The 26,189-nt window shown below is 42.9% G+C and carries 24 protein-coding genes; 6 read left to right on the top strand and 18 right to left on the bottom strand.

Annotated features, from left to right (window positions below; genetic code table 11):
* Window positions 1-50 precede the first annotated feature (50 nt).
* From yidC to CYQ88_RS04850, 5 genes are all read right to left on the bottom strand, one after another.
* On the bottom strand, window positions 51-1,712 hold the full coding sequence (gene yidC / locus CYQ88_RS04870; protein ID WP_101840229.1) for a membrane protein insertase YidC: 1,662 nt from the start codon (window positions 1,710-1,712) through the stop codon (window positions 51-53).
* Between the two features lie 64 nt (window positions 1,713-1,776).
* Window positions 1,777-2,232 carry a ribonuclease P protein component gene (gene rnpA, locus CYQ88_RS04865; RefSeq protein WP_101840228.1) on the bottom strand — a complete coding sequence of 152 codons (456 nt, stop codon included), beginning with the start codon at window positions 2,230-2,232 and terminating at the stop codon, window positions 1,777-1,779.
* A gap of 13 nt (window positions 2,233-2,245) precedes the next feature.
* Complete coding sequence (gene rpmH / locus CYQ88_RS04860; RefSeq protein WP_101840227.1) at window positions 2,246-2,380, bottom strand: 50S ribosomal protein L34; 135 nt, start codon at window positions 2,378-2,380, stop codon at window positions 2,246-2,248.
* A gap of 130 nt (window positions 2,381-2,510) precedes the next feature.
* Window positions 2,511-3,377 (bottom strand): cyclic nucleotide-binding domain-containing protein, encoded by an 867-nt coding sequence (locus tag CYQ88_RS04855; protein WP_101840226.1) that lies wholly within the window; start codon window positions 3,375-3,377, stop codon window positions 2,511-2,513.
* A 110-nt stretch (window positions 3,378-3,487) separates the two neighbouring features.
* A complete protein-coding gene (locus CYQ88_RS04850; protein WP_101840225.1) occupies window positions 3,488-3,799 on the bottom strand; it encodes an MGMT family protein in 312 nt (103 codons plus the stop codon).
* Window positions 3,800-4,028: 229 nt separating this feature from the next.
* Here CYQ88_RS04850 and CYQ88_RS04845 point away from each other — a divergent pair, with 229 nt between their 5' ends.
* On the top strand, window positions 4,029-4,979 hold the full coding sequence (locus CYQ88_RS04845) for a PAS domain S-box protein (protein ID WP_199170160.1): 951 nt from the start codon (window positions 4,029-4,031) through the stop codon (window positions 4,977-4,979).
* Window positions 4,910-5,629 (top strand): HD-GYP domain-containing protein, encoded by a 720-nt coding sequence (locus CYQ88_RS04840; protein WP_101840224.1) that lies wholly within the window; start codon window positions 4,910-4,912, stop codon window positions 5,627-5,629. The genes CYQ88_RS04845 and CYQ88_RS04840 overlap by 70 nt, the downstream gene beginning before the upstream one ends.
* A 236-nt stretch (window positions 5,630-5,865) precedes the next feature.
* On the opposite strand, the gene CYQ88_RS04835 is transcribed toward CYQ88_RS04840, so the two are convergent.
* The 3 genes from CYQ88_RS04835 to CYQ88_RS04825 form a co-directional block, all read right to left on the bottom strand.
* On the bottom strand, window positions 5,866-6,945 hold the full coding sequence (locus CYQ88_RS04835; RefSeq protein WP_101840223.1) for a c-type cytochrome: 1,080 nt from the start codon (window positions 6,943-6,945) through the stop codon (window positions 5,866-5,868).
* Complete coding sequence (gene soxC, locus CYQ88_RS04830) at window positions 6,932-8,293, bottom strand: sulfite dehydrogenase (RefSeq protein WP_101840222.1); 1,362 nt, start codon at window positions 8,291-8,293, stop codon at window positions 6,932-6,934. The genes CYQ88_RS04835 and soxC overlap by 14 nt, the downstream gene beginning before the upstream one ends.
* A gap of 291 nt (window positions 8,294-8,584) precedes the next feature.
* A complete protein-coding gene (locus CYQ88_RS04825) occupies window positions 8,585-9,022 on the bottom strand; it encodes a hypothetical protein (protein WP_233188814.1) in 438 nt (145 codons plus the stop codon).
* Window positions 9,023-9,195: 173 nt separating this feature from the next.
* Here CYQ88_RS04825 and hemB point away from each other — a divergent pair, with 173 nt between their 5' ends.
* Window positions 9,196-10,215, top strand: coding sequence for a porphobilinogen synthase (gene hemB / locus CYQ88_RS04820; RefSeq protein WP_101840220.1), 1,020 nt, complete (start codon window positions 9,196-9,198; stop codon window positions 10,213-10,215).
* Between the two features lie 4 nt (window positions 10,216-10,219).
* A complete protein-coding gene (aroE, locus tag CYQ88_RS04815; RefSeq protein WP_101840219.1) occupies window positions 10,220-11,059 on the top strand; it encodes a shikimate dehydrogenase in 840 nt (279 codons plus the stop codon).
* A 15-nt stretch (window positions 11,060-11,074) separates the two neighbouring features.
* Here the strand turns inward: aroE and CYQ88_RS04810 are convergent, their stop codons facing one another.
* Entirely contained in the window at window positions 11,075-11,626 is a 552-nt protein-coding gene (locus CYQ88_RS04810; RefSeq protein WP_101840218.1) for a gamma carbonic anhydrase family protein, read from the bottom strand.
* A 244-nt stretch (window positions 11,627-11,870) separates the two neighbouring features.
* On the opposite strand from CYQ88_RS04810, the gene CYQ88_RS04805 reads away from it, so the two are divergent.
* Window positions 11,871-13,055 (top strand): hypothetical protein, encoded by a 1,185-nt coding sequence (locus CYQ88_RS04805; RefSeq protein WP_101840217.1) that lies wholly within the window; start codon window positions 11,871-11,873, stop codon window positions 13,053-13,055.
* Window positions 13,056-13,127: 72 nt separating this feature from the next.
* On the opposite strand, the gene CYQ88_RS04800 is transcribed toward CYQ88_RS04805, so the two are convergent.
* The 9 genes from CYQ88_RS04800 to CYQ88_RS04760 all read right to left on the bottom strand — a co-directional run bounded on the left by CYQ88_RS04800 (window position 13,128) and on the right by CYQ88_RS04760 (window position 24,991).
* Window positions 13,128-14,489 carry a sensor domain-containing diguanylate cyclase gene (locus CYQ88_RS04800; protein ID WP_101840216.1) on the bottom strand — a complete coding sequence of 454 codons (1,362 nt, stop codon included), beginning with the start codon at window positions 14,487-14,489 and terminating at the stop codon, window positions 13,128-13,130.
* 49 nt (window positions 14,490-14,538) lie between these two features.
* Window positions 14,539-16,473: a diguanylate cyclase domain-containing protein gene (locus CYQ88_RS04795; RefSeq protein WP_101840215.1), complete on the bottom strand. Its 1,935-nt coding sequence runs from the start codon at window positions 16,471-16,473 to the stop codon at window positions 14,539-14,541.
* 45 nt (window positions 16,474-16,518) lie between these two features.
* On the bottom strand, window positions 16,519-18,516 hold the full coding sequence (locus CYQ88_RS04790) for a bifunctional diguanylate cyclase/phosphodiesterase (protein ID WP_101840214.1): 1,998 nt from the start codon (window positions 18,514-18,516) through the stop codon (window positions 16,519-16,521).
* 26 nt (window positions 18,517-18,542) lie between these two features.
* Window positions 18,543-18,923, bottom strand: a complete 381-nt coding sequence (locus CYQ88_RS04785; protein ID WP_101840213.1) for a response regulator — start codon at window positions 18,921-18,923, stop codon at window positions 18,543-18,545.
* A gap of 1 nt (window position 18,924) precedes the next feature.
* Window positions 18,925-21,405, bottom strand: a complete 2,481-nt coding sequence (locus CYQ88_RS04780; protein ID WP_101840212.1) for a methyl-accepting chemotaxis protein — start codon at window positions 21,403-21,405, stop codon at window positions 18,925-18,927.
* A 335-nt stretch (window positions 21,406-21,740) separates the two neighbouring features.
* Window positions 21,741-22,652 carry a lysophospholipid acyltransferase family protein gene (locus tag CYQ88_RS04775; protein ID WP_101840211.1) on the bottom strand — a complete coding sequence of 304 codons (912 nt, stop codon included), beginning with the start codon at window positions 22,650-22,652 and terminating at the stop codon, window positions 21,741-21,743.
* Window positions 22,653-22,662: 10 nt separating this feature from the next.
* Window positions 22,663-23,454 carry an ATP-binding protein gene (locus CYQ88_RS04770; protein ID WP_101840300.1) on the bottom strand — a complete coding sequence of 264 codons (792 nt, stop codon included), beginning with the start codon at window positions 23,452-23,454 and terminating at the stop codon, window positions 22,663-22,665.
* Between the two features lie 105 nt (window positions 23,455-23,559).
* On the bottom strand, window positions 23,560-24,198 hold the full coding sequence (locus CYQ88_RS04765) for an MOSC domain-containing protein (protein WP_158236008.1): 639 nt from the start codon (window positions 24,196-24,198) through the stop codon (window positions 23,560-23,562).
* Between the two features lie 49 nt (window positions 24,199-24,247).
* On the bottom strand, window positions 24,248-24,991 hold the full coding sequence (locus CYQ88_RS04760; RefSeq protein ID WP_101840209.1) for an FkbM family methyltransferase: 744 nt from the start codon (window positions 24,989-24,991) through the stop codon (window positions 24,248-24,250).
* A 277-nt stretch (window positions 24,992-25,268) separates the two neighbouring features.
* Between CYQ88_RS04760 and CYQ88_RS04755 the strand changes: the two genes are divergently transcribed.
* On the top strand, window positions 25,269-26,183 hold the full coding sequence (locus tag CYQ88_RS04755) for a substrate-binding domain-containing protein (protein WP_101840208.1): 915 nt from the start codon (window positions 25,269-25,271) through the stop codon (window positions 26,181-26,183).
* Window positions 26,184-26,189 lie beyond the last annotated feature (6 nt).

Below are 26,189 nucleotides of genomic sequence, written 5' to 3'. Positions count from 1 at the left end.
ATAATAAACGTTATGCCCTTGCCAGCCTTTCCACTAGCAAGGGATGCAAATTATTTTTCTTCACCTGCTTCAATTTTCTGAGTGATATACCATTGTTGTGCAACGGACAAGATATTGTTGACCACCCAGTAAAGTACTAAACCAGCTGGGAAGAACATAAAGAAGACCGTGAAGACAAACGGTAAGAACTTCATCACTTTCTGTTGCATTTCATCCATCATCGCCGATGGGTTCAATTTCTGTTGCACCCACATCGAAATCCCCATCAATACCGGCAAAATATAATAAGGGTCTTTGGCCGATAGGTCCTGAATCCACAGCATCCAGGGCGCTTGGCGCATTTCTGCCGAATAAAGCAATACCCAGTACAGTGCGATGAAAACAGGCATCTGAACTAAAATTGGTAAGCAACCGCCTAACGGATTGATTTTTTCTTCTTTATACAGCTTCATCATTTTCTGCTGGAAAATGACCTTATCATCGCCATAATTTTCTTTAAGCTGTTTTAATTTCGGCTGGAACTTCTTCAATCGTGCCATGGAACGATAGGAAGTTTCAGACAACTTATAAAACAATAACTTAATTAAAACCGTCAATAGGATAATCGACCAACCCCAGTTTCCAACAAATGAATGAATTTGTTCCAGCACCCAAAAGATTGGCTTTGCAATAATGGTCAGTACACCATAATCAACCGTTAACTCTAATCCAGGTGCAATCGTTTCAAGTTTATCTTGAATAATCGGCCCAATATAAAGGGTAGAGCTGAGGACACCGGACTCACCTGGTGCCACGGTTGTGATTGGTTCAACAACACCTGCCGCATAGTTTCCTTCTCCAACCGGCTTGGCATAAAAACGATTCTGACTGGCTTGATCTGGGATCACCGCCGACATGAAATAGTGCTGAATCATTGCGGCCCAACCACCCGTGGTTTGATAACCTGCGACTGGCTGCTGCTGTAAGTCGTCAAATGCATGTTTGTTGTATTTACTTTCAGCCATGCCATCATAAAGCACGGGGCCAGTATAGGTATACATCATCGCATTGTGCTCTGGATCATAAGGATTACGAACCAATTGTGAATACAAGCTACCCGCCCATTCCTGATCGGTTTGGTTTTCTACCTGGTATTGTAAGCCAACAACATAGTCACCTTTTTTAAAGGTATAGGTTTTAGTGACCTTAACGCCATTTTCTGTCCAGGTTAAAGGCACAGATAGACTGTCACCCGTCATCACATATTCACGCTGTTGCGCTTGATAAAGTGATTTATGGGTTGGTGCGGGTAAGACCGCCTTTGATTGCAAAGCCAAACCGTTTTGAGCCACATAAAGCATTTGCCCTGAATCGCCCATTAAGTGAAATGGCTGTGAACGATCTTCACTGGCAGCATAACTCAATAACTTAGCATCGCGAATATCACCACCTTGCGTGTCAATAACCAACTCTAATACATCGGTTCTTACGATAACACGCTGTCCTTTTGCCATTTGTGTTTTGGCAACAGGGACGTCCTGTGTCGTTAAATGCGCAGCGGGAACGTCTTCATTGACAACGGTTGGCACATCACCCGAATTCACGGCCTGCTCTTCAGCCTGAGATTGTACAACCACTGGCTGAGACTGCTTATGTTGAAATTGTGTCCATTGCAACCATATCCACAATAACGTAAACGCCAGTGCTAACCACCAAAAAGATCTCATATTCATTGGTACAGCTTTCCTATACTTTTCAAAAATAACGACACAAAACGACTAAGTTGAGTGCACAAATTTACTTTTTATCCTCAACAGGCTTTTTTCCACGCTTTTTGAGCTGACGAATTAAATGCTCAAAACTGTTACACAAGGTTTCATTATCAACCTCTTGCATACCGCGCCGCCCTAAAACGACAATATCATACCCGCTTAACGCTTGTTTATGTTGACGAAATGTTTCGCGAGCCAGTCTTTTTACTCGATTACGCCAAACCGATTTCATCAGCTGCTTTTTGGCAATGGCCAAACCCAAGCGGGGAGCGGCTTGCTGATTTGGTCGCACGATAAAGGTCCAATGACGATTAGAGAACTTTTGGGCTTTGGCAAAAACAAACTTAAACTGCTTAGGAGAGAGAAGACGTGCGGATTTGGGAAATTTGGCGTTATTAAGAGAATGAGAAACCAAATGAGCCTTACACTGAGTAAGATTCTCATTTGGCCTATCAGCAAGTTGTTGAGCGTCGTGGTCCATCAATAGACACGACTTAAACTGCTAAGCGCTTGCGCCCTTTCGCACGACGAGCCGCAAGAATTTTACGACCGTTTTTAGTTGCCATACGAGCACGGAAACCGTGAGTACGAGCACGCTTAATCACACTGGGTTGAAATGTACGTTTCATGAGTTCAATCCTATTAAACTAAGACCCAAAAATATGAAAAATTAAGGCCTATAAAAAAAATGACTTCTTTCAAAAGAATCGCGCATTTTAACGGAAACAAATCCAAATAACAACCGCCTAGACCAAATGTTTAATAAAAACTTTGGCGCCCTTGCTCTTCCATGCAGCGCTTCACAATGGATTGCTTTAACACCACCGCATCTAAACTAATTCGACCAATCCGAATAGCATCTAATAATGCATGGGGTTCAAGCTTTAGTTTTTTCGCCAATTCAATTAAATCGATATACTCCAACTCAGCTTTCAGCTCGGTATTGGTGGTTGATTCTAATGCATGAATTAAATCGCGCGTATCTTGCAATAAAGCGAAGGGATTAAAGGTTACTTGATTCTTGTCGATTTTTATCAATTTGAATTTAACAAATATGTCTAACAGTTTTTGACAACCTGTGGTCGATAATCCCATGATATCGTGACTATATTGAATAATTTCCTGTACATCGATTGTTGCCGTTTTATTTTCAACTTCCAACATTTCATCCAGATCTTCAGATGACTCTGACTTAGGAAGCTTTAAATATACTAATTTCATCAAGTTTGCTAAAGACAACAAAGGGGTACTACTCGCCGACTTATCCAATACAAACTGATTCAGTTTGGTCACTCTTTTAATCAAGGAGTTGATTATCACCCGAAACAAAGGGGGCAGGCCATCAATAATCGTTTCAACCTGTTTACGATCTATCTCATAGACTTCAGAAGGGGTTTCTGCGGTTGCCGAAGCCACACGCGGAGTGGCCGAAATCACCGACATTTCACCAAAACAGGCTCCCTTATTTAACACCGCTAAGGTCACCAATTTCTCACCACTTTGGGCCGTAATTTTAATAGATCCCTCTTTAATGATATAAACCTTATCGCCCTGACTCCCTTCTTTAAAAACAACCTGACCAGGTAAATACTGTTTGACTAAAGGGGCTTGGTTTTTTGACTTCATGAGCGTCTATTCCATAAAAACATTTTGTGCAGTGACTTGGGTAAGAAAATTTTAAAGGTTAAATTGTGCCACAAAACAACGAGATTGACGAATTAATTACAATGGCCACTTTATACTAGTGGATGCAATTTACTTTTGAAGTCCTGAATCTTGCCGGATCGAATTTCCAACCCTTCTGCTTCAAGGAGTTGTTGTTTTCGCTCAAGACCAAAGGCATAACCGCCCAAATGCCCGTCAGCATTCACCACACGATGACAAGGGACCTGAATCGGATTCGGGTTTTGATTCATTGCCCGACCTACTGCTCGATAAGCTTTTGTTCCCAAAGCCTCGGCAAGCGCCTTATAGGTTGTAACCCTACCTGCTGGCACCTGAGACAATAAACGATAACAACGTCTATTAAAAGTTAGCTTTTGATTCATCCCTGCAAATTTCCACAATAAAACAAAAGGTTAATTAAACCCCATTTTAGTTACTCATTATATTAGAACGAAGCTCGTTCAGGCCGACAATTGCAACGCATCATCACTATTCTTAGCTATCTAAGTAGATAAATCACAAGTCTTTTTTATAAACTCCTTCGGAATTTCCAGTTGTTTATCTCAATATTAAGGCGTAAAGTGGATTCTACTGCACTTAAGAGGGGTTCTCATGCCACACTCGAAATCATCGTCACCTAAAGACGATATGCCAACGCCTTCTGAATCAGACAAAGCCTTGCGCATTTCCGAAGCGCGTTATCGTCGATTATTTGAATCCGCTCAAGACGGGATCCTGCTCCTCAATGCTGAAACTGCCGAAATCGAAGATGCTAACCCGTTTTTGAAAAACATTCTGGGATACTCCCATAAAGAGCTTTTAGGAAAAAAAATATGGGAAATCGGTGCTTTTAAGGACACTTTACTGAACAAAGAAGCCTTCATCGAATTACAGACCAATCGTTTCATTCGTTATGATGACTTACCACTGGTGGCAAAAAATGGAGCATGCATTTCTGTTGAGTTTGTCAGCAATGTTTATGATTGCGAAGGCACTAAAGTGATCCAATGCAATATAAGAGACAACACCAAGCGACACCTTGCTGAAATCGCTTTAAGAGCGACCACCCGATCCCTTAAAATGATCAGTGAAAGCAATATTGCACTGCTTAAATCTGACACAGAAATGATCTTGCTAACCGAATATTGCCGCATCGCGGTAGAGTCAGGCGGATATCTACTGGCATGGGTTGGCTTAACAGAGGATCACGATGACAAGAATGTCAAAGTCATTTCCCAATTCGGACAGGATGACGGCTATTTAGAACTATGTAAAATCACTACATCAAAAGATGATTTTTCCAATAGCCTTACAGGCCGTGCCATCCATTCACAGAAAATTGAATTTTCTGACAATATTGCTACAGACTTGAAAATGACTCATTGCCAGAAAGAAGCATCAAAACGTGGTTTCAAATCTGCTATTGCGTTGCCTTTTCAGCTACCCAATAATAAGACCGCCTGTTTAACACTCTACAGTTCCAAACTTGATATTTGGTCTCCTACAGAGCACAGCTTATTAGCAGAGAAACACAAGACCTTTCCTTTGGACTCACTGCTCTGAAGACATCAGCAGATAAAATACTATATGAAGTCCGTCTACAGCATAGTCTTGAACAAACGATACAATTAATCGGCTATACCACTGAAGAAAGAGACCCCTATACCGCCGGACACCAGAGACGCGTTGCTGATTTGTGCTCTAAAATTGCCACAGAACTAGGGCTGTCGCCTGATCGTATACATGGACTCTATTTAGCCGCGTCAATTCATGACTTGGGGAAAATTGGTATTCCAGCAGAGATACTGTCTAAACCTAGAACGCTGAGTGAAATGGAATTTGGTTTAATCAAAGAACATGTAATTATTGGCTTCAATATCCTTAAAGACGTTGACTTCCCGTGGCCGATTGCCCAAATCATTCTGCAACACCATGAACGCATTGATGGTTCCGGCTACCCGAAGGGCTTAAAAAATGATGCTATTTTGTTGGAATCTAAAATTCTTGCCGTCGCCGATGTGGTTGAGGCAATGACATCACATCGACCCTATCGAGGAGCACTTGGCATTGAAGCCGCTCTAAGAGAGATCACTGCACAAAGCGGCATTACTTTAGATGCACCAATTGTTGATGCCTGTCTGCGCATTTTCAATGAGCAACATTACTCATTTGAAGAATCACCAGATCTTCAGCTTCAAAGAGACTTGGAATAACATTGTACTTGGATGAAAAAATACTGAATTGAATGATAAAACGACTTTTTTGAATGAAATTGACTACTTATTTACTGAGAAAGCCATTTCTCATTAATAACAAGTTAATCAATCACATCAGGTAATTTTTAAGCGCCGGCAAAAGCTGGCTTGCTTGATTTTTACTAATTCTGCTTTTCTTCAAGGTAAAAAAACCCGCTAATAGAAGCGGGTTTTTTATGAGTGATGATCACTTTTTACATTCCAGCGTGACCTACACCTGGAGGATCTTCATGTAAACGCTGTGGCACGTTGTACTGTAAAGTTCCGTCAGGAAGTTTACGGGCTTGAACATAATCATGCACATCCCCTTTACCATTCCCGACTTGTGAATCAGGACAGTTGTTCATACAACGTTCGTTGTGGACAACAGGACGGTGATCACAGAAGAAGTTGCCTTGGTTCTTCATATAACGGTTTTGCTTCATCAACAATTCTGAGTTATAGAAGGTATCATAATCCAACTCAATCGGCTCACCATCTTCATCAAAGCCAACTGGGATATAGTTAGATTGCATAATGTAAGCCGTAATCCCCATGTACCCTTTATCACCAATAAACGGTGCATTAGGCGTCCAATAAGGCATAGTACGACGAATATAATCAAAGAAAGTGACCGCATAAGGCCAATAGTTACCCACTGTTTTCATCGGTGCTGGATCACGGAAGTCAGATGCCACTAGGTTCTGATCCACAGCTAAAGGCAAGTACCCTTTGGCTCCTTCACCAAACTCACCATGACACATGGCACAAAACTGTACATACACTTTCGCACCTTCTTCAACAGTCATTCCAACTGACGGATCAGGCAAGCCTTTACCATCACCATCAACCGTGATATTCCACTTCTCTAAGGCAGATTCTGCAATCGGCGTTCCAAAACCATTGGCCACAAAGTCGGCATCACTGTAGTAATTCTTATTCACACTATCATGCACTTCAACAAAAGCGGCTGGCACTTTACATTGTGAATTACCATGGTTACCACCATCAATGCTGTCATCCACCTCAAAAGAATAAGGGTTTGCAGGGTCTAGCTTCCCTTTTAATCCAGCACGTCCGTGTGTCGCATCCTTACCTAAAATCGCTTCAATCACTTTTGCATCAAGATATTTTCCATCTGCATTTTTGATGATTTCGACATAGTTAGATGCATATAAGCCATCTTTTTTAGCAACCACTTCTTTATTAGAGTCTGGGCTACCACTCATTGCAAACACCGTTGCCGAACTTAAGGCAAGCGCTGCTGCGATTATTGTTTGTTTAGTACTGAACATTTTCAATCATTCCTCCGTTTTTGCCACCATCCCAATCATGGACACGCCAAGTAACCATCGCTGTACGGTGGTAAACGTTGTTCGTACCTTCCAATTTACGCATTTGCGGCATAGGCGGCTGAACATAGCCTGTTTCATCCGTCACTCGACTCATTAAGAAAGCTTCTTTACCATCCCATTCCCATTCCAGTTCAAAACGCGTCCAAGCCTTATCTAGCACGGGTGATGTAAAGTGCGCTTCTTTCCAGTTTTTGCCTCCATCAACAGAGACATCAACATGTGCTACTTTGCCACGACCTGACCAAGCTAAGCCACGAATGTAATATTTACCAGGGCCTTGCATTTTAAAGTCTGGTGAAGGATAAGTGATCACTGAGTTAGCTTCCATATACCAAGAGAAGCGTTGAGCTGTTCCATCAGGCATCAATTCAGTGTATTTAGAGGTTTCTTCACGGTGCTGCATAGGCACATCATGAACATAAAGTCGACGTAGGTATTTAACCCACATATTCGCTTCACAACCTGGAACGACTAAACGAATTGGGTAACCTTGCTCACGACGAAGTGCTTCACCATTTTGGGCATAAGCTACAAAACAATCGTCCATCGCAATATCAATTGGCAATGAACGTGACATCCCAGAAGCATCTGCCCCTTCCGGTAAAATCCACTTACCTTCAGGCTTGATCCCCGCTTCTTTTAATAGGTCAGACAAACGCACCCCAGTATATTCTGCACAAGACATCATCCCGTGCGTCCACTGTACTGAGTTCAACTGAACCCCTTTCCATTCCATCGCTCCGTTCGCAGGACACTCAACAAAGTGAATACGAGAAACCGAAGGGAAACGCTTTAAATCATCCATTGTGAAAATCAATGGACGCTCAACCAAACCATGAATCACCAAACGATGCTCTTCTGGATTAATGGTCGGAACACCACCGTGGAAGCGTTCAAAATGTAGTCCGTTAGGGGTAATAATACCGTGCAAGCTTTGCAATGGTGACATGGTAATTGATGCCATCGCATCTGGCGTCAACCATTCTAAGGTGCGACGCTGTACTTCTTTTTCATAAGGAGAAGGCATACCATAAGGGTACTTACGAACCCCAAAGCCTAAACTCTTACGTGCTGCGCCGTCTTGTAATACATCCGTTAGCTCTTCCTTACCTGCGTAAGGGGCAACCGCCTTAGTTGGATTATAGGTTTTGCCTTCAGCTGCTGAAGCTGCTTTGGTAAAAAGCACGCCCCCAGCTACAGCTGCACCGCCCTTTAAGAAAGCGCGGCGTCCTTGGTTGCGACTCTCATCCGTTTGAGTGGCAACCTTTTCAACGATTCTATCTGTCATTTAATGCTCCTTGATGGGTGCTCTTCACACCGAAAAGTCAAGAGGTTACTAGTTAGGATGTTTCTTTCAAAAGAAACAATAAAGAGATAAACCAGCTTTATCGATTCCCAGGAGAAAAACATCATAGTAATTTTGTTGTGTTACGCTTCAGCTCAAAAGCAGAAGGGTGCACAGTTTTTCTAGTCGTCTATAATATGTTTTAAGCCAGTTCACTTCAAGAACAAAATAAGAGTTTGCTTATATAATTTTTTTATGCAAGCCCGATTTAAATCTATGGTGTTACAAAAAAGTCTATACAGAACGCTGACAAATCGGGCCTGTTTTCGGCGTTTCAATATCTTCAGCCACCTGGGTTAAAAAGGCTTGCAACTCTTCAATGGTCAACACTGACAAGATTTTATTCATAATCACGGGATCCACTGCAATGGTCGTATAGTCGCCTGATGCCAACTGCACCTGCACACCACACACATCCGCCAAAGCACCAACTTCATTTCCTTCAATCTGTGCTGCCTGCTCGCCAAATAGCATATCGCTATAGAGCGTTTCAATTTGCTCCGCCATCGCATCACTCAAGTCGTCCATCACCTTCACTTCAAAACATGCATCACCATTGGGCGATTCGTCAACGCGAATACTGGAAGCATGTCCTAGCGCATCAACCTGTTGGCAAAACCGTTGCGCAATGGCCTCATCAAAAAACGTATATTCAAAATTATCTAACATCATGCCTCCTAAACATTCAATTTGATCTATTTCAATTGAGATGAGTGTTACCGTTTACTCGATTCGTATCTCAAATCTTCAAACCGCAATTGCAACCCTCGCCTTCTATTATGTAGCCTTTATTTTTCAACCTAATCAGCGTATCATTCTTTCAACTTACAGACTAGGAGATTTCCATGATTGAACGTCAATTCCCCATTACCCGTATGCGTCGCATGCGAAAAGATGCTTTTTCACGTAACTTAATGCGTGAACATACCTTGACTGCTGACGATCTCATTTATCCTATGTTTGTCATTGAAGGACAGAATCAGCGCGAAACAATTCCATCCATGCCGGATATTGAACGCCTAAGCATCGATTTACTGATTGAGGAAGTGAAAGAACTCCATCAATTGGGCATTCCAATGGTTGCATTGTTCCCTGTGCCGGCAGCGGATACCAAAACCCTAGAAGCGACCGAAGCTTACAATCCTGATGGCCTAGTACAAAGAGCCGTACGTGCGCTGAAAGCGGAAGTCCCAGAAATGGGTATTATGACCGATGTCGCTTTAGATCCTTACACCACCCATGGTCAAGACGGCATTATTGACGAAAATGGTTATGTACTAAATGACGATACCATTAATGTATTAATGCAACAAGCGCTGTCTCATGCCGAAGCGGGAGCTGATGTAGTTGCCCCTTCCGATATGATGGATGGCCGTATTATTGAAATTCGAGAGCATTTAGAAGAACACGGCCACATTCATACTCGAATTATGGCCTATTCTGCTAAATATGCTTCTGCTTACTATGGCCCTTTCCGTGATGCGGTTGGCTCTGCCAGTAACCTAGGCAAGGCTGACAAAAAAACCTACCAAATGGATCCCGGCAATAGTAATGAGGCGCTTCATGAAGTAGCGATGGACATTAATGAAGGCGCCGATATGGTCATGGTTAAGCCGGGCATTCCATATCTTGATATTGTTTATCGTGTCAAGCAAGAATTTAAAGCGCCTACCTTTGTTTATCATGTCAGTGGCGAATACGCGATGTTAAAAGCAGCCGCTCTGAATGGTTGGATTGATGAGCGCAAAGTGGTTTTAGAGACCTTGTTAAGCTGTAAGCGTGCTGGTGCCGATGGCATCTTAACCTACTATGCTAAGGTTGCGGCTATTTGGTTGGCGGAAGACGCCGCGACAAAACAAGGCTAATGCAATGACAGACTGTTATGCGGTGCTTGGCAACCCCATTGCCCACTCTAAATCGCCGATGATACATCGGCTATTTGCCGAACAAACGAATCAAGACCTCACCTATGAAGCCATCTTGGTTGACCCAGAAGAAACCTCATTTCAAGCAAAGGTTGCTCAGTTAAGGGCTCAAGGCTATCAGGGTCTAAATATTACCGTCCCCTTTAAATTAGATGCCTTTGAATTAGCCGATCAACTTAGTGAGCGGGCGCAACTGGCACAAGCGGTCAATACCTTTCACTTTAAAGGAGGCAAAATACTAGGCGACAATACAGACGGCATTGGCTTAATCAATGATATTGAGCTGAACGCTGGTTTTGCCATTCAAGGCAAAACCGTACTGATATTGGGCGCGGGCGGTGCCGTACAAGGCATTCTGGATCCATTACTGCAAAAACAACCAGGCCTGGTGCATATTGCCAATCGAACCGCCAAAAGAGCTCAAGTGCTCAGTGAACGTTTTACAACGAAGTGCGACTTAACTAGCAGTGACTGGGCATCCATTCCGCTGCTTGAACAAGGCTACGACCTTATTATTAATGGCACTGCTGCCAGCCTGGAAGGCAAGCTACTGCCCATTGACCCCCAATTGATCGGCGAAAATAGTTTGGTGTACGACATGATGTATGGGGCTGAACCCACCTGCTTTTTAGACTGGGCCAAACAACACCAACCTCAGTGCCAGGTTCGAGATGGACTGGGCATGTTAGTGGGACAAGCGGCAGAAGCCTTTCGTATTTGGCGCGGCGTTGAACCCAAGATGCAACCAGTGATCGAGGCGATTCAGGCACAAATGCGCCCATAGCGGTCATACTGTCCTTTATGACGGGCTGTTCGCTTCCGTTGCTTGCTGCTGATAATCGTTTTTCAGTTCAACATAATGTGCAGCGGAATATTTAAAAAACGCCTTTTCTTCATCCGTTAAGGCGCGCAGTTTTTTAACCGGTGACCCCACATACAAATGGCCCGATTCCAATACCTTACCGGCCGGCACCAAACTGTTCGCACCCACCAAGACCTGACTTTGCACCACGGCATTATCCAACACCACTGATCCCATTCCAATCAAACATTCATCTTCAATCACACAGCCATGCAACACCACATTGTGCCCGACGGTGACATCCGCACCGACAATACACTGAGAGCCTTTACCAAACTCCGACGAATGAGTGGTATGACACACACAACCATCTTGAATATTCGACCTTGCACCGATTTTGATGGCATTCACATCGCCCCTTAAAGTGGCATTCGGCCAAATACCAACCTCTTCCGCCAGCTCCGTTTGACCAATCACTACCGCAGACTCATCTACCCAAGCAGACGCCGCAATGTTCGGTGTAAAAGATTTATAGTTTCTAATCGACATAGGATCTCCAATAGGTTTCATTTGCCTCAAAACGACTCAAATTTGCCCAGGCCTGGGCAAATATTCAATAAAACTCTCGCGAATAATTATATAACGGATAAATAGGTTTAATTGGCAATCCTCCTGCAGAGGTATATCCTAAAAAGAACACTCATTTTTAAGTATCTTGCTTCAGGTGAATTCCAATGACCGTCATTAAGCCATAACAAGATACAAAAAACCATTGTGCTCAGGAGAAATTGCTATGAAATCTCATCAGACCCCTTTCCTTCCATCGCTATTTGTAGCCGCTCTATCACTAGCCCTCGCAGGCTGTGGCGGCAGTAGCAGCGATTCAACCAACACAGAGACAACCGACACCACAGACACGACGGAAACCTCGACCAAATCCTTAACCATTACCGCCGTTGATCCTTATATTTCTGGTGCCGAATTTTATGTTGATCTCAATAGTAATGGTCAATATGATGCCGCAACCGACAAACTGTCCCGTGCTGGCGATAACCGTGGTGAATACATTTTCGAAAATTATACGCCGACAACTGACGTCACTGTTCTAGCGAAATCCAATGGCCAGCATAATGGCGTTAACTACTCTATCTCACTTCAAGGTAAGGTCACGAGTGGCGCTGAAAGCGCAGTCTTAAACCCCGCCACCACCGCAACCTCAGCCTTATCCATTACCACCACCGAATTGGTCGCCATATTAAATCAGTTTTCCGCCAAAATTGGCGACACCGTCACTGAGGACGATGTGTTAAGCGACCCAGTGGATGGGCTACTAGAAAAACCGATTTCCGATTTAACCGCAACAGATATTGCTAAAGTCCGTACCCAAGTTATTTTGACAGGGCTCCAACGCATTATGCAAGGCTCTACCGAAATCCAAAAATTGACCGACACCCAGTTTATTGCCTCAGCGACTCAAGGCCAGACCACAGAAAATATTGTTTACCACATTTTAGATGGGTTGGTCACCGCCGTCATAACCGGCGTCAAACAAAGCAATATTGATGGTTTTATTAATGATTCCGGTTATCAACAGATTCTGGGTTATGGTGCGCCAACGATTAAAACCGAGCAATTTTTGAATGTCGCCATTACCATTCTCAATCGCATTACCGAAGCGGGTTATACCGCGTGTAACACTTATAATGAAAATTTGACGGGAAACTGGGATGGGGCGGCCAATGTTAAAGCCATACAAGATGCCATTACACCATTGATTAGCCAAATCGGTTCTTGGGGTGGAGATTTAGGGCCTCGCTACTATGCTGCAACCTATCAAAATACCATCGCGAATTTAACGGGCGGCGCACAAATCATTAGCAATATGAGCAGTAATGCCAACTTAAAAGCTGGCTTTGATTGCGCTTCAAAATACTTTGAAATCAATACCAGTAACAATATCGTTTGCGTTAGCCAATAAGCTCATTACGAGGGTGGAACTCCCGCCCTCAAATCGCATTAACCTTAAAAAGGGCCGAAGCCCTTACTGAGGTTAATTATCAATAATTCTTGCCTTCACCCGATTGCGGCCATCTTGTTTGGCTAAATACAATTGCTCATCTGCCATTTTAAAAATTTCATCTGACGTTTTATCTAACAGTGGGTGTAAGGCCACACTCCCCAAACTCACCGTTAACTGGGTGGGTGAATCGGTTGACTGACAAAATTCTGATTGTTCAATCTTTATTCTAATACGTTCTGCTAAATTGTGTATATTTGCCGGATCGGTATCAATTGCCAAAATGGTGAATTCTTCCCCTCCCCAACGACAAATGTCATCTTCCGTCCTCACTGAACTGACTAAAACCTGTGAAACTTCTTTCAGCACTTGATCCCCATACGCATGGCCATAATTGTCATTAAGGGGTTTAAAATAATCAATGTCCATTACGATTAAACCCAGCCAGAACTGATGCCTTTTCGATAGCGAAATATTTTGCTCTAATTGCCCACCAAAGGCATTGCGATTTGCAATCTCCGTCAAGTGATCCATTGTCGAGGCTCGAATAAATACCTCATTAATCAGTTGTAACAGCACATTACAAACAAGATCAGAGGCGTTTTCCATCTCACCTAAAAATGCGGTAATTTTTTCTGGGTGGTGTGCTCTCGCATCTTGCAATGCCAGATAGCCCAATTCATGAACTTTTTCGTGCGCTTCGATAAATTGCATTTTTTGGTCTTCAGGAATGGTCTCCAACCCGCCAGAATTCAACCATTTACCCAACTGGCACTCTGACGTAGAAAAAGGGAAGTTCGCATCAACAATATCACCCAGTGCGGCTTCATAGGCTCTAATTTTCCAATTTTGATGGTCAATAAACGCTTGTAACAATACCTTGGGCGCACTTAACGAGATTAACTGAAAGGTGCGTTGCATTCTATCGACTTCCAGTTCGGAACGTTTTTTCATATTGTGTAGCGTTTCATGCAACTGAAATACCGAGTTCACGATTGACTGAACCATATCGACCGTATGACACAACCCCTTGGCTAGACAAGGGTTGGCTTTTTCCTCGACCATGGAAATAAAAATTTTTCTGACTTTACTTAATATGACCATGACATGATTGTGCGAAAGCCCTGCTCGATGCCACCTCAGCGCTTGGTCATACATCACACTATAAAACGGATCAGTAAATTCACAGTAAACAAAAATCGTATAAAAATCGGTTCTAAAAATGGGGTCTTTAAGCGTATTCTCAAAATCAAACTTCTGTAACCAATGGTTAAAACATGAATCAAAATACGGCATTTGAGCCATTAGGAATTCATTATGATCTTGAACCGCTTTAGCTTCAGAGACCGAAAGACCAATCATCTCTTTTATTAAGTGCATATTATTCTTTCTCATTACCTTTTCCTAACGAATCTCATGCAAAATTCAATAGGATTGAAAGGTGTTAGATATTTGATTCAGTATATAACGCATATTGATTTTTGCCTGCGTTCTTGGCCACATACATGGCTTGATCCGCTTGTGCCATAAACTGTTTAGGGTCGATATCGGATTGCTCAGCTGAGTAAAGATTAATCCCGATACTCACACCAAGAGTTCCACTGCAGTTATCTGGACACCAATACGAATCCTGAATATTTTCAATTAATTTAGTCGCTAACGCTTCAACATCTGATGATTGGTTAAATCCGGTCATTAAAATGGCAAATTCATCACCACCCAGCCGTGACACCGTATCACTCTTACGAACCACTGATAGACAAAACTCTGAAAAAGCAATCAAAATATCATCCCCTGCCTGATGTCCCAAGGTATCATTGACCTGTTTAAAACCATCTAAATCCAAGTACAGCAGCGCTAAATGCGTCCCTAAACGCTGACTCTGTTCGATTTCATGGGCCAACCGATCCTCAAATAAACTTCGACTCACCAAACCCGTCAGCGGATCGTGAAAGGCATTTTTTGTGATTTCGCTTTGGGTGACATCTTTCCCAATGGACACAAATCCCTCTAATCTACCGGCATCATTTATCAATGGGGTAATGGTTTTTTCTTCATAGAATAAGCTGTCATCACTTCGCCGATTGATCATCATGCCTCGAAAAGTCCCTCCGGTCTTGATGGTGTTCCAAAGATTCTCATAATATTTATGGGGGTGACGTCCTGACTTCAGTATAGACGGTTGTTTCGATAAGATTTTGTGTTTGTCATAACCTGTCACATCACAAAACGCCGGGTTAACATATTCAATTTTGCCATCCAGGTCGGTAATAAACACAAAGTCCGATGTTTGCTCAACAATTTGTGTCATGCGTTTTGCGTGGGCGAGTGCAACATGTTTTTTATTTTTTATTTTACGTAGATAGTTCATTGCAGCCCCCCTCACAACGATCAAAATGGCAACCAATACACCTGCAATCAGTAGTCTTTGATAAGCACCTGCAAACATCTCCTCAGGTGTTGTTTCACTGACTACCGCAAACCAAGGATCATCCGTCTTAACAAGGGAGGTGTCCATCTCGTTGGCTAGCGAAAGAATGTAATCCGCTTCTCGATAGATTGTCGCAGCATAGAAATAACCATCTGCTTGCCACACAAACTGCTTTTGATCCAACAAGGCGCTTATATAGCCCCAACTATTGGGTCTTTCTTCCGCAAAACTATGCCGATGGCCAAACATATTTCCCCAACGTTTATCAGGATCCCCACCGGCTAGCCAATAACCTTTAGAATTGAGTAATAATAAATTACCACCGTCAGATTCTGGGTGCGGCACTTCAAATAATTTCAGAACATCGCCAATACGATAATTAATAATGATAATGCCAAGATGATGACCTGCCACATCCACTACTGGTGAAGCAAACCGAATCATTGGCTTTAGCGGGCGCTCAATCTGGCCTTGTTCAACATTTAAATCCAATGGAGACACATAGAGCCCTCCAGAAGGCATCTGATGACTTTGTTGGAAATAATATCGATTGCTTTTATCTTGAAGCTGATCAGACTCAATAACAACAGGGGCGCCATTTTGATGATCGACCCGAACCCTTTCTTGGCCTGATTCATCAATATAACGGACTTGCGCATAACGATTTTTATGCTGTGACAACGCTATAAAGCGGGATTGCAGACTTTGTAAATTACCTTCCGCAACCAGTTCAATTTGAGCAGAATCTTTCGCAATCGCCAACACATCAGCAATCACACCCTCAACTTCACTTGTGAGCTTGTCTTTCATCTGTATCGCTGAAAACTGCATATTCTGCTGCCAATGATCACGGACCAGTTTTTTATCCATTAGGTGAAAACTAATCAATATCAAAATTAAGGGAATGGCAAACGCCAAAATACGGAAATAGAGTCGTTGACTTGTCATGGTAGAGTGCTCATTTTTTGTTATTTTTGTATTTGTTATTTTAATCTAAAGGACAGCGGGCTTGTGTTTTTGGTAATACCGCTCAAATTCTGGCAAGGGTAATGGCTTTGAAAAGAAAAAGCCTTGTACATTAATACAACCAACCGATTGCAGGTATTCAGCTTGAGAAGCGGTTTCAACACCCTCAGCAATAATTTGTTTTTTAAGGCTTTCGCTCATTTTAACAATGGTTTCAATAAAAATAGCACCGCTTTCTGAGTCAAAGTCATCAATAAAGCTTTTATCAATTTTAATCTGATCAACATGAAATTTCTTCAAATAAGATAAGGATGAAAACCCCGTTCCAAAGTCATCCAATGAGATAGAGAATCCCATCGCTCTGATATCATTGACTGTTTTCAAATTGTCGACCGAGTGATCAAAGAATAAATATTCCGTGACTTCCAAGTCAATTTTACTTGGGTCAAGTTGATACTTAACTAATAACGATTTCAGATATTCGCAAAAGCCCGGTTCAGCTAGCTGCCGTGCTGAAACATTAATCGACAACACACAATCCGGCATGCGTTTCGCCCAAAGTTGAAGTTGCAAAAAAGCGGCCTCTAATACCCATTCTCCCAGTTGGACAATAAACCCATTTAATTCGGCAATGGGAATAAAATCTGCCGGTGAAATGACCTCACCATCCGCCTTAATCCAACGAATTAAGGCTTCAGCACCCACCACGGTCTTCGTCTTCAAATCAATTTTAGGTTGGTAATACAAAACAAACTCTTTATTCTGTAATGCTTGTCGCATTGACTGATCCAAAGCAATATTCTTTTGTACCCGATCATTGAGCTCAGGTGAATAGAAATGATAACGACCTTTGCCCTGACGCTTTGCCTCATACATGGCAATATCGGCTTTCTGCATTAACTCAATATAATTTTTGCCTTGCGTCGGATAACAGGCGATGCCAATACAACAGCTCACCGGTGTGCCTGCCTGACAACAATCATTGAGCCCTAATAAGGTATCGATCAATGTCTGTGTTAACACCTCCAGCTGCGTCTGAGATTGATAGTCTGGAATAACAATGACAAATTCATCACCACCAACTCTGGCAATAAAACCATTGCTGGGTAACTGCGACTGCAAGACTTCAGCTGCACAAGCAACAATATCATCCCCTTTATCATGGCCAAGAGAGTCATTAATAAATTTAAAGTTATCAAAGTCCAAGAATAACAATGCAAAAGCCGATTGAGATTTTTGAGCTTGAGCCACCTGTATACCAAGATATTCTTTGAGCGCTAATCGGTTTGGGAGGCCGGTTAATCGATCACTTCGAACCTGCTGGAACAACCGTTGTCGATCTTGTTCCAAGCCGGAAAAGGCTTTTTTCATTGACATATAAATGGAGTTAAATTCTCCAATCAGGAAATGGGGTAAAACTTGGTCATGGTTGAATGCATACGACTCCAGCCGGTTCAACGGCAAGACAATATAGCGTCGAAGAAATGCAATAAAGACCACCACGCTAATGAAGGGTAGCAAAATGAAAAATAAAATAAAGGCCTCTACCCGCTTCGCTAATAAGGCTTGATAGTTTTGGTTATTTGTCTTAAAACTAACCCTAAAACTGGAGGAACCATTGCGTGTTTGCACAGGGGTTTGGTGACTGAGTATTCGGTTTTCATTAAACAGCTTCTGGGGTGCTATCCGGGCTTGCTCTAGCGTCAAGTGGGCATCAGAATCCGGCAGGATCAACTTTGCATTGGTGGTATAAATAATCCCAGCTGGCGACTGAATAACGACTTCATCAACAAACTGATTATTGACAACAACCCAATTCATTTGTTTAAAAATTTTATTGGTATTACGAGCATCAGAAATCAATATAGAAATATCTTCTGTCAGCTCTAATAGGTCCTCTTCAAGATGGTCAAATGCAATTTCTGCAATTTGGTCTTTTAGTTTCTGAAAGTAGTAAACTTCAATGGCCGCGCTATAACTAATTAACAGGAAGAGCAGCAGTAAAAAAAAACGCATGATTTTCATTAATAAAGCCTAAGAATCACGAGATATCATCCTCGTTTAATCCCACCCAATACCTGAGAAACCTGAGAAGTCTGCAAAGGCTTGGTTAAAAAGCCATTCATTCCTGCTTGGCGACAAGCCTGCCTGGAAGCGCCATCATCATTACCGGTTAAGGCAACGATGGGAGTTTGATTGCCACTTTGCCGAATTCGTCGCGTGGTTTCCAATCCATCCATATCGGGCATTTGCATATCCATCACAATACAATCAAATGTTTGACGAGAAAGCACCTCTAGCGCTTGTTGGCCGCTAGAGACCACTGAAGTTTGATGACCCAGTTTTTGCAAAATGGTACTTTGTATTTTTTGCATCATGGCATTGTCATCAACTAATAGCAGTTTCATAGCCGGAAAAGGTGTTTGAACCACCCTAGAAATCTTCCCATTCCGTATCCGTCGGTGTACTGACCGAATCCGACGGCTTAGCAACAGCAGAAACCGAGCTCAAATTTTGTTTAGCAGGCTTTGCGGCTAATTTGGCTTGAGCTTGACCCTTGGAAGAGGCCAGTGATGGCATTGAAACGTCACGGGTCGTCTTAAAGAAATCCATTTCCTGTTTCAGTTTGGCAGCTTGACCATTTAAGTTCTCAGAAGATGCCGAAGTTTCTTCCACCAGAGCGGCATTTTGTTGCGTCACATTATCAATTTGGACAATGGCGTGATTCACCTGTCCAATGCCATCCGCTTGTTCGCGTGACACTTGCGCGATCTGCTGAACCATTTGACTCATATCCACAATTGAGGCATGAATTTCCTTTAATACCTCGCCAGAACGATTGGCTAGTTGCGATCCTTGACTAACCTTATCACCACTCTGCTCAATGAGTCCTTTAATATCTCTAGCTGCTTCGGCCGATTTCTGAGCCAAATTACGAACCTCTCCGGCAACCACCGCGAACCCACGGCCATGGTCGCCCGCTCTGGCAGCTTCCACCGCAGCATTCAGTGCCAATAAATTGGTTTGAAATGCAATGCCATCAATCAGATTCACTATCTCTGAAATACGACCACTAGATTCCTCAATTTCTTGCATGGCTGCAATGGTCTCTTGCATGACTTGCTCGCCATTTTGAGTTTTTCCCTGTACCTCTTGTGCCAATCCCGCTGCCTGTTGGGCATTATCGGTAGAGTGTTTCAGTTGACTGGTCATTTCATCCATCGTAGAGGCGGTTTGCTCCAAGGAAGCCGCCTGCTCTTGCACACGCTGGCTGAGACTATTCGAACCTTGAGCAACTTCTTGAGCGGCTAGACTGACTTCTTTGGAGACCTGAGAAGCCACTTCCACCACTTCCGACATTTTATTTAATGAGTAGTTAATGGCATTTTTTAAATCATGCAACTGACCTTTAAACTTACCATCTGGCAACTTAACGGTTAAGTCTCCCGCGGCCTGAGCCGCCACCACATGACTGATTGCATCAATGGCTTCCGCAATATGCTCCAGTGATAAATTAATACCTTGTTTCATCTCGCCTAAATCACCTGGGGCATCGGTTTCAATGCGACCATTAAAGTCCCCATCATTCACACGCGCCATCACACCATTAATATCGGCAATAATGCCATTTAGCTGGATCATGACTCCTGCTGTTTTTTCAAGCATTTGTCGATAATGCCCTTCGGCCGAGAGTTCAACCTCTTCGTCAAACCGACCTTCTGATAGTGCATTTAAGGTATTATTGAGCTGACACATCACGTTCTTGATATTATCAATCGAACCATTAACACCCGATTTTAATGTTGCCAAGTCACCTCGATACTCTCCCGAAATTTTTTGATCAAACGCGCCTTTTTCTAGCGCAGTGGTTGCCGTGTTAATTTCATCAAAAGCATGCTGTAAATTCTGTAACAGCCCATTCAATACATGACCGACCTGTCCTAATTCATCTTGATCATCCAAGTCACTGCGGATTGAAAAGTCATAGTTCTGTTGTAGATTTTCAAAGACATTGGTCAGTTTTTGGGTACTTCTAGAGATTTTTTGCACCACCAAAAGGAGCGCAATAATCACCAGGCCTGCTAGGATGAGATATAAAACCATCAGCAGTAAATAAAAGGCCTCAATTTTCTCATCTATCGCCTCTACAAATGCATGATGAAATTGCTCTAGCTCACCATCCACTTGGTGAATGGTCTGGCGCATTTCCCCCCGAAAGCCTTGCACTTCGGTAAACCCGATGGCTTGATACCCCTTAACCATATCGGTAAATGCTTGTCGATAGGCATCCAGCTCAGTCTGAAGTTGTGATGTCAGTTTGGCAGAGATACCAACGGAATACATGTGTTCACTAAAGACGACATAATCCTGATTAAATTTATCCAAATATTTCGGATCCATTCGCAATAAAAAATCTTTTTCTCGACGACGCAACATTAAGGTATCCGCCAACAATTGGGGCTGATTGAGACTCTTAATGGTTTTTTCAATTTCATGTACCCGTTTTCTGAGTTCCCCTTGCAAACCGGATTTTTCATCTAGCCCGACGACTTCATATGCGGAAACCAATTTGTGGAACCGGTCTGAATACACGGAAAAATAACGCTTTAATTGATCAGTATTCACTTGATCAAAGCCTTGCTTCTCCATGGCTTGTTCAAGGATTTTTAAGGCGGCTAGATAAGATTGATAGGTCTGTTCAAACTTTGAACGATATTTGATATTTCGACGGGCTAGAAAGTCTTTTTCATGCTTTCTTAATTGCAGTTGATGAATTTGAATTTCTTCAAGCACCGCTCGAGTGTGTTCTAGCTCTTGAGCATGTTGGATTGAATAATCAATTACAACAAGATTGGCGACCATTAGACACACGATCACCCCGGACAAAATATTTAATTTTGTTTTGATTAACATAGGCGTGCAACCTTTCTATTTAAATAGATCTGTATTTATTATTTTATTTTTATTATTTGAAGCCATTGGACAAACCAACCTAGCTTCAAGCGACATCAACTCTACCACAGCAGAGTGTACAACGTAGTCACTTTTTATTACATTTAACCTTACCATTAACCTGGTTAATGCTTTTTAGATTAAACTTAATTGCCTAACTGTATATTTTTTATTTCGTGTCAGCCAATTTGGTAAAAGGATTGCATAAAAGACATTGAGCGTCAATCGCATTAGGATATTATCGAATGCCAATAAAAATTGGCCACGACAGAGATAGATATGAGAAAAACTCACCCTCACTGACGTTTATAAACGTCTGGAGAGCCTTGAGGAGGGTGTTTATAACGCTTGTAATTCCACTGATATTGTTCAGGAAACTTTTTAGCACATTTTTCTACGCTTCGGTTTAGGGCGGTGGTAGCAATGAGTTCATCAGCATCTGCGACATTGGTTTCAGCAGGGGTAATATGCAAATGATAGCCTTGCCCGTCGGCTAAGCGTTCTGCAACGATGGTCAACACCCGACAATGAGATTTTGCCGCCAGCTTTGAAACCAAGACCATGGTTCTCGCTGGGTGGTTAAAGAAAGGGGCATAAACGCCACCACTCGCGCCTGGATCTTGATCCGGCAAGATACCAATCAGTTCATTTTTGCGTAAGGCCTGTCGTAAACGTTTGACTCCGGTCAAGTCAGTTGGCACTAACTTCGCCCCCGCTCTTTGACGAACCTGCGTCATAAAGGACTCCATATAGGGAATATTGGGGGGGCGATAGAGAATGGTCATCGGATAATTTTGAGCCAAATACAACCCGACAATTTCCCAACAGCCAATATGAGGGGATAACACCATCACGCCTTGTTCTTGTGCAAAGGCCTCTTCAATATAGGATTCTCCACTGACGCCTTGAATTTTCTGCAACAGATTCTCGGCTGGCCAGCACCATAGAGCCCCTAGCTCAGTGGTGGTTTTGCCCAGTTCAATTAAACTTTTTTTCAATAATTGCTGTCGCTGATTTTCAGAAAGGTAAGGGAAAGCCAGTTCAATATTAATCTTGGAAATCCGCTTAGGATGGGACGGTAATTTCCATAATAACCAACCAATCGCCGCGCCAAAGCGGTGATTAGTCGATAAAGACCACCACGAGAAAAATCGCAATAGGCCAATAATGAGTTTGCCTTGGAAGACTTTTTGAGAGGGCTTTGTCATCTTTTGAATTCTACTTTTTGAGCTCGGCAGTACCTTGATGGTTATCATCGGCCACCAATGGCTGCATGGCATGCCAAAGATTAGCATACAGGTGCGAATTTTCCTGCTCTTGCGCTAGCAGCAATTCCTTCATCTTTTGACGTTGTTGCGGTTTGCTGTAACAAGCTGGACAATTATCCTGAATCACTGGTAAGCCAGCTGCTTCGGCAAAAGCACGCGTTTGTGACTCTCGTACCCGCACGAGTGGACGAATAATGCGGATATCTTTTTCATTATTCAAATAATGCGCTTTCATCGTGCGTAACTCACCGGCATTGAACGCCGACATCAATAAACTTTCTGCCAAATCATCCAAGTGCTGCGCCAGCGCCAATACGTTATACCCCTCTCGACGGCAAACACTGTATAGGGTTCCGCGCTTATGGCGGGAGCAAAAACTACAAAATGAATCCCCTTTCATGTGCGCATCGGCCAAAGCTACCATATCTTCTGCCTCATAAAAATAGGGCACGCCTAAAGCGGCAACCCATTCTTTTAGCGGAGAGGGATCAAACCCTGGAATTTCGGGATCAATGGTACAAACGCCCAATTCAAATTTAACAGGAGAATGACGTTGTAAATGTTTTAACACCAATAATAATGATAGCGAGTCTTTACCGCCCGACAATCCCAGTAAAATCCGGTCACCTTCACGAATCATTTGAAATTGTGCAATGGCTCGACCGACTAACTTTAAAATGGATTTCGGCGGACGCAACAGGTCGGTAGGCGATTCTTTTACAGATTCTGTTTGGGTCGGCATGGCATGGGATTCCGTCATCATAGCAACTTCTTTATTTAACAATTTAGATTAGAGTCGGTATTTTACACGGCTTAAGGCCAAACAGGAACGGAATCCCCGTTATGATCACGAAGATTGATTGGCTAACAAGCGACTGATTTCCTCACGCCAGCTTTGTGACAGCGCTTTAAGCGTAACGGCTTCGGATAATATCTGCCAATCAGCGGGACTTTTATGATGAAACTTGGCTAAGAATAACCGTTGAATATCAGCACCAGATCCCGTTTTATGCACAGAAACGACCAGGCCTGGTAATATTTCACCGTGTTGGAGCACTCGGCAATAAAAACCGACCCGACCTGACAAGCTGTAATGCTTTACAAAGCGCTGATCGCCATTGATTTTTCCTAACTTCCAACAGGGAGAGCGCGGTTGGCTGACTTCTAATAATACGCTACCGATTTGCAACTGGTCACCAATCTGAACATCCGACTCGTCAAGCCCCGCCAGGGTCAAATTATCGCCCAAAAACCCAAATGGTTGCTCAGCGACCCCATGTAATTGATAATTCGATTCAGGAATCACCAGTAACGCTTTATCGACACCGCCATGATTGATTTTATCAGCCTGTTGATCACCGACAATGCCTAACGATGCAACCTCAACAGGAGATTGGGTTGGCTGCTTGGCTATCGCCGATGCAGTTTGTCCGCGCCATACATAATTTTGAATGCTTCCCAGATTTACCGAAATGAGTTGCACCATATTAAAGTCCTCATCCATGCCTAGATAAAAAGAACTTTAGCTTATCAGCTTACGAAAGGTGGCGACAAATAAAATCTTTTTCAGTCGTCACGGCCTTACCAGCCATGGTTTCAAACTGATAACCCAACTCGGACAAAAACGCCATGCAATCTTGCTTAATGGTCTCGCCGTGGGTTGAAAGAAAAAGTAGCGGCTTATGCGATTTAAGAACCTGCTCCGCACCTTTTAACACCATCACTTCAGCGCCTTCAACATCAATTTTAATATGGGTTGGCTCCCACTGACGATCTGCAATCAGATTATCTAAACGGTCGGTTGCCACCTGCACCGCGTCCTCTGCATCACCTTCGGCCAGATGGCCCGTGCCGGTTCCGGTTCCCGCCTCAAATTGCAATACGCCTTTTTGATCGGCAACCCCGAGATGAATTGCATCAATATTATCGGTATCTGCATTGATTTGAATATGACGGTTAAGGTACCAATAGTTTCGCGGATTGGCCTCCACCGCCAACACCTTACCTTGTGATCCAACCAGACGGGAAGACAATAAGCTGTACCAGCCAACATGGGCACCAACATCCAACAAACAATCTCCCGGCTTGACTTCTTTGACAAACGCTTGGGTTTGATCCACCTCATAGCGTCCTTGAATCACTCGAAAGATTTTACCGCCCGCTTTTAGTGACCAGCGCCCACCTTTCATAGGACCATCCTTAGTACGAACCGTTAATAGCTTGGCAAAAAACGCGCTTAGACCGGTTGGTGCGTTCAATAGATTCCGTTTATTTTTCATAGCATTCTTCTTGAGATTGATTTTAAACTTTAACAAGCGCCAAACCAACGAGGTCGATAAGGCAGAAGTTAAGAAAACACACACAAGGTTGCATGTTCATTGATTTTAAAGCGTAATTATCAGCACACCGACTTAAGAAAAACTTAACAAGTTAATTATTTGAACAAGAGCCGAAGCTCTAAAACACAGGTGTCCATTCAAAATAAGGCAACCAAAGCTACACCTTTAAGATACAATTCTCAGGTAAGATTGGTACAAAAAAAGTAAAGGGGCTACCATGATAAAACAATACCGCACTCTACTCTGGCTTATCTTCATCCTCCCAAATGTCGCTTTGGCCGACACTCCCAAGACCATTGCCTTTGCACAAGATGATATGGCGAACGACTTTAGAAAAGCGCAAGTTAATGAAGTTAAAGCGGCTGTTGCTAAACACCACAATTTACGGTTTATTGCATCAAATGCAAAAGGTAAAACCGCTTTGTTAATTTATCAAATCGATCGTTTTATCCAACAGCAAGTTGACCTAATCATCGTCGGCACCAATGATGCCAAAGCCGTAGTTCCCGTTGTAACCAAAGCCTATCAAAGTGGGATTCCGGTCATTATTTTAGACAGAGGTATTGAGTCAGAAAATTACACCAGTTTTATCAACTCCGACAATGTCAAAATTGGTCAGCTCGGAGCCGAGTACATTGCCAAAAAACTCAACTATCAAGGTCAGGTCTTATTAATGGAAGGCCTTCAAACAGCAGACGTAACGCACTTGCGTAGCGAAGGGTTTTTAAAAGAAATGGCAAAATACCCCAAGATTAAAGTGATTAAACGTACAGGTAACTATCTACGCCGTGATGCCATTATTGCAATGGAAGGAGTGCTTAAAGACGGTATAAAAGTTGATGCAGTCTTTTCTGAAAGCGACAGTATGCTCAGTGGCGTTCGCAGCGCGTTACAGCGATTTGATAAGGATCCGTCAAACCTAATTACGGTCGGATGTGATTACACCAGTGAAGCGCAAACGGCAATTCGTAACGACACACAAACCGCTTCGGTGTTATTTCCACTGGGCGGAGACAAATCCGTGGAATTTGCACTTAAAATTCTAGCAGGGGAAAGCGTTCCCAAGCACTATTTTATCCCCGTTAAAATTGTTGACAAAACCAATGTCAATTCCGTCAAGCCTATATTTTAAGTCAAA

This window comes from Hydrogenovibrio sp. SC-1 (genome assembly GCF_002848135.1).
GTDB lineage: Bacteria > Pseudomonadota > Gammaproteobacteria > Thiomicrospirales > Thiomicrospiraceae > Hydrogenovibrio.
The sequence above is the reverse complement of the archived record's forward strand: the minus strand, read 5'-3'. Positions and strand labels throughout refer to the sequence as shown.

Coding starts and splice junctions, on each gene's coding strand:
- yidC (WP_101840229.1), bottom strand. CDS start 1,712: ATGAATATGAGATCTTTTTGGTGGTTAGCACTGGCGTTTACGTTATTG.
- rnpA (WP_101840228.1), bottom strand. CDS start 2,232: ATGGACCACGACGCTCAACAACTTGCTGATAGGCCAAATGAGAATCTT.
- rpmH (WP_101840227.1), bottom strand. CDS start 2,380: ATGAAACGTACATTTCAACCCAGTGTGATTAAGCGTGCTCGTACTCAC.
- CYQ88_RS04855 (WP_101840226.1), bottom strand. CDS start 3,377: ATGAAGTCAAAAAACCAAGCCCCTTTAGTCAAACAGTATTTACCTGGT.
- CYQ88_RS04850 (WP_101840225.1), bottom strand. CDS start 3,799: ATGAATCAAAAGCTAACTTTTAATAGACGTTGTTATCGTTTATTGTCT.
- CYQ88_RS04845 (WP_199170160.1), top strand. CDS start 4,029: ATGCCACACTCGAAATCATCGTCACCTAAAGACGATATGCCAACGCCT.
- CYQ88_RS04835 (WP_101840223.1), bottom strand. CDS start 6,945: ATGTTCAGTACTAAACAAACAATAATCGCAGCAGCGCTTGCCTTAAGT.
- soxC (WP_101840222.1), bottom strand. CDS start 8,293: ATGACAGATAGAATCGTTGAAAAGGTTGCCACTCAAACGGATGAGAGT.
- CYQ88_RS04825 (WP_233188814.1), bottom strand. CDS start 9,022: ATGATGTTAGATAATTTTGAATATACGTTTTTTGATGAGGCCATTGCG.
- hemB (WP_101840220.1), top strand. CDS start 9,196: ATGATTGAACGTCAATTCCCCATTACCCGTATGCGTCGCATGCGAAAA.
- aroE (WP_101840219.1), top strand. CDS start 10,220: ATGACAGACTGTTATGCGGTGCTTGGCAACCCCATTGCCCACTCTAAA.
- CYQ88_RS04810 (WP_101840218.1), bottom strand. CDS start 11,626: ATGTCGATTAGAAACTATAAATCTTTTACACCGAACATTGCGGCGTCT.
- CYQ88_RS04805 (WP_101840217.1), top strand. CDS start 11,871: ATGAAATCTCATCAGACCCCTTTCCTTCCATCGCTATTTGTAGCCGCT.
- CYQ88_RS04800 (WP_101840216.1), bottom strand. CDS start 14,489: ATGAGAAAGAATAATATGCACTTAATAAAAGAGATGATTGGTCTTTCG.
- CYQ88_RS04795 (WP_101840215.1), bottom strand. CDS start 16,473: ATGACAAGTCAACGACTCTATTTCCGTATTTTGGCGTTTGCCATTCCC.
- CYQ88_RS04790 (WP_101840214.1), bottom strand. CDS start 18,516: ATGAAAATCATGCGTTTTTTTTTACTGCTGCTCTTCCTGTTAATTAGT.
- CYQ88_RS04780 (WP_101840212.1), bottom strand. CDS start 21,405: ATGTTAATCAAAACAAAATTAAATATTTTGTCCGGGGTGATCGTGTGT.
- CYQ88_RS04775 (WP_101840211.1), bottom strand. CDS start 22,652: ATGACAAAGCCCTCTCAAAAAGTCTTCCAAGGCAAACTCATTATTGGC.
- CYQ88_RS04770 (WP_101840300.1), bottom strand. CDS start 23,454: ATGCCGACCCAAACAGAATCTGTAAAAGAATCGCCTACCGACCTGTTG.
- CYQ88_RS04765 (WP_158236008.1), bottom strand. CDS start 24,198: ATGGTGCAACTCATTTCGGTAAATCTGGGAAGCATTCAAAATTATGTA.
- CYQ88_RS04760 (WP_101840209.1), bottom strand. CDS start 24,991: ATGAAAAATAAACGGAATCTATTGAACGCACCAACCGGTCTAAGCGCG.
- CYQ88_RS04755 (WP_101840208.1), top strand. CDS start 25,269: ATGATAAAACAATACCGCACTCTACTCTGGCTTATCTTCATCCTCCCA.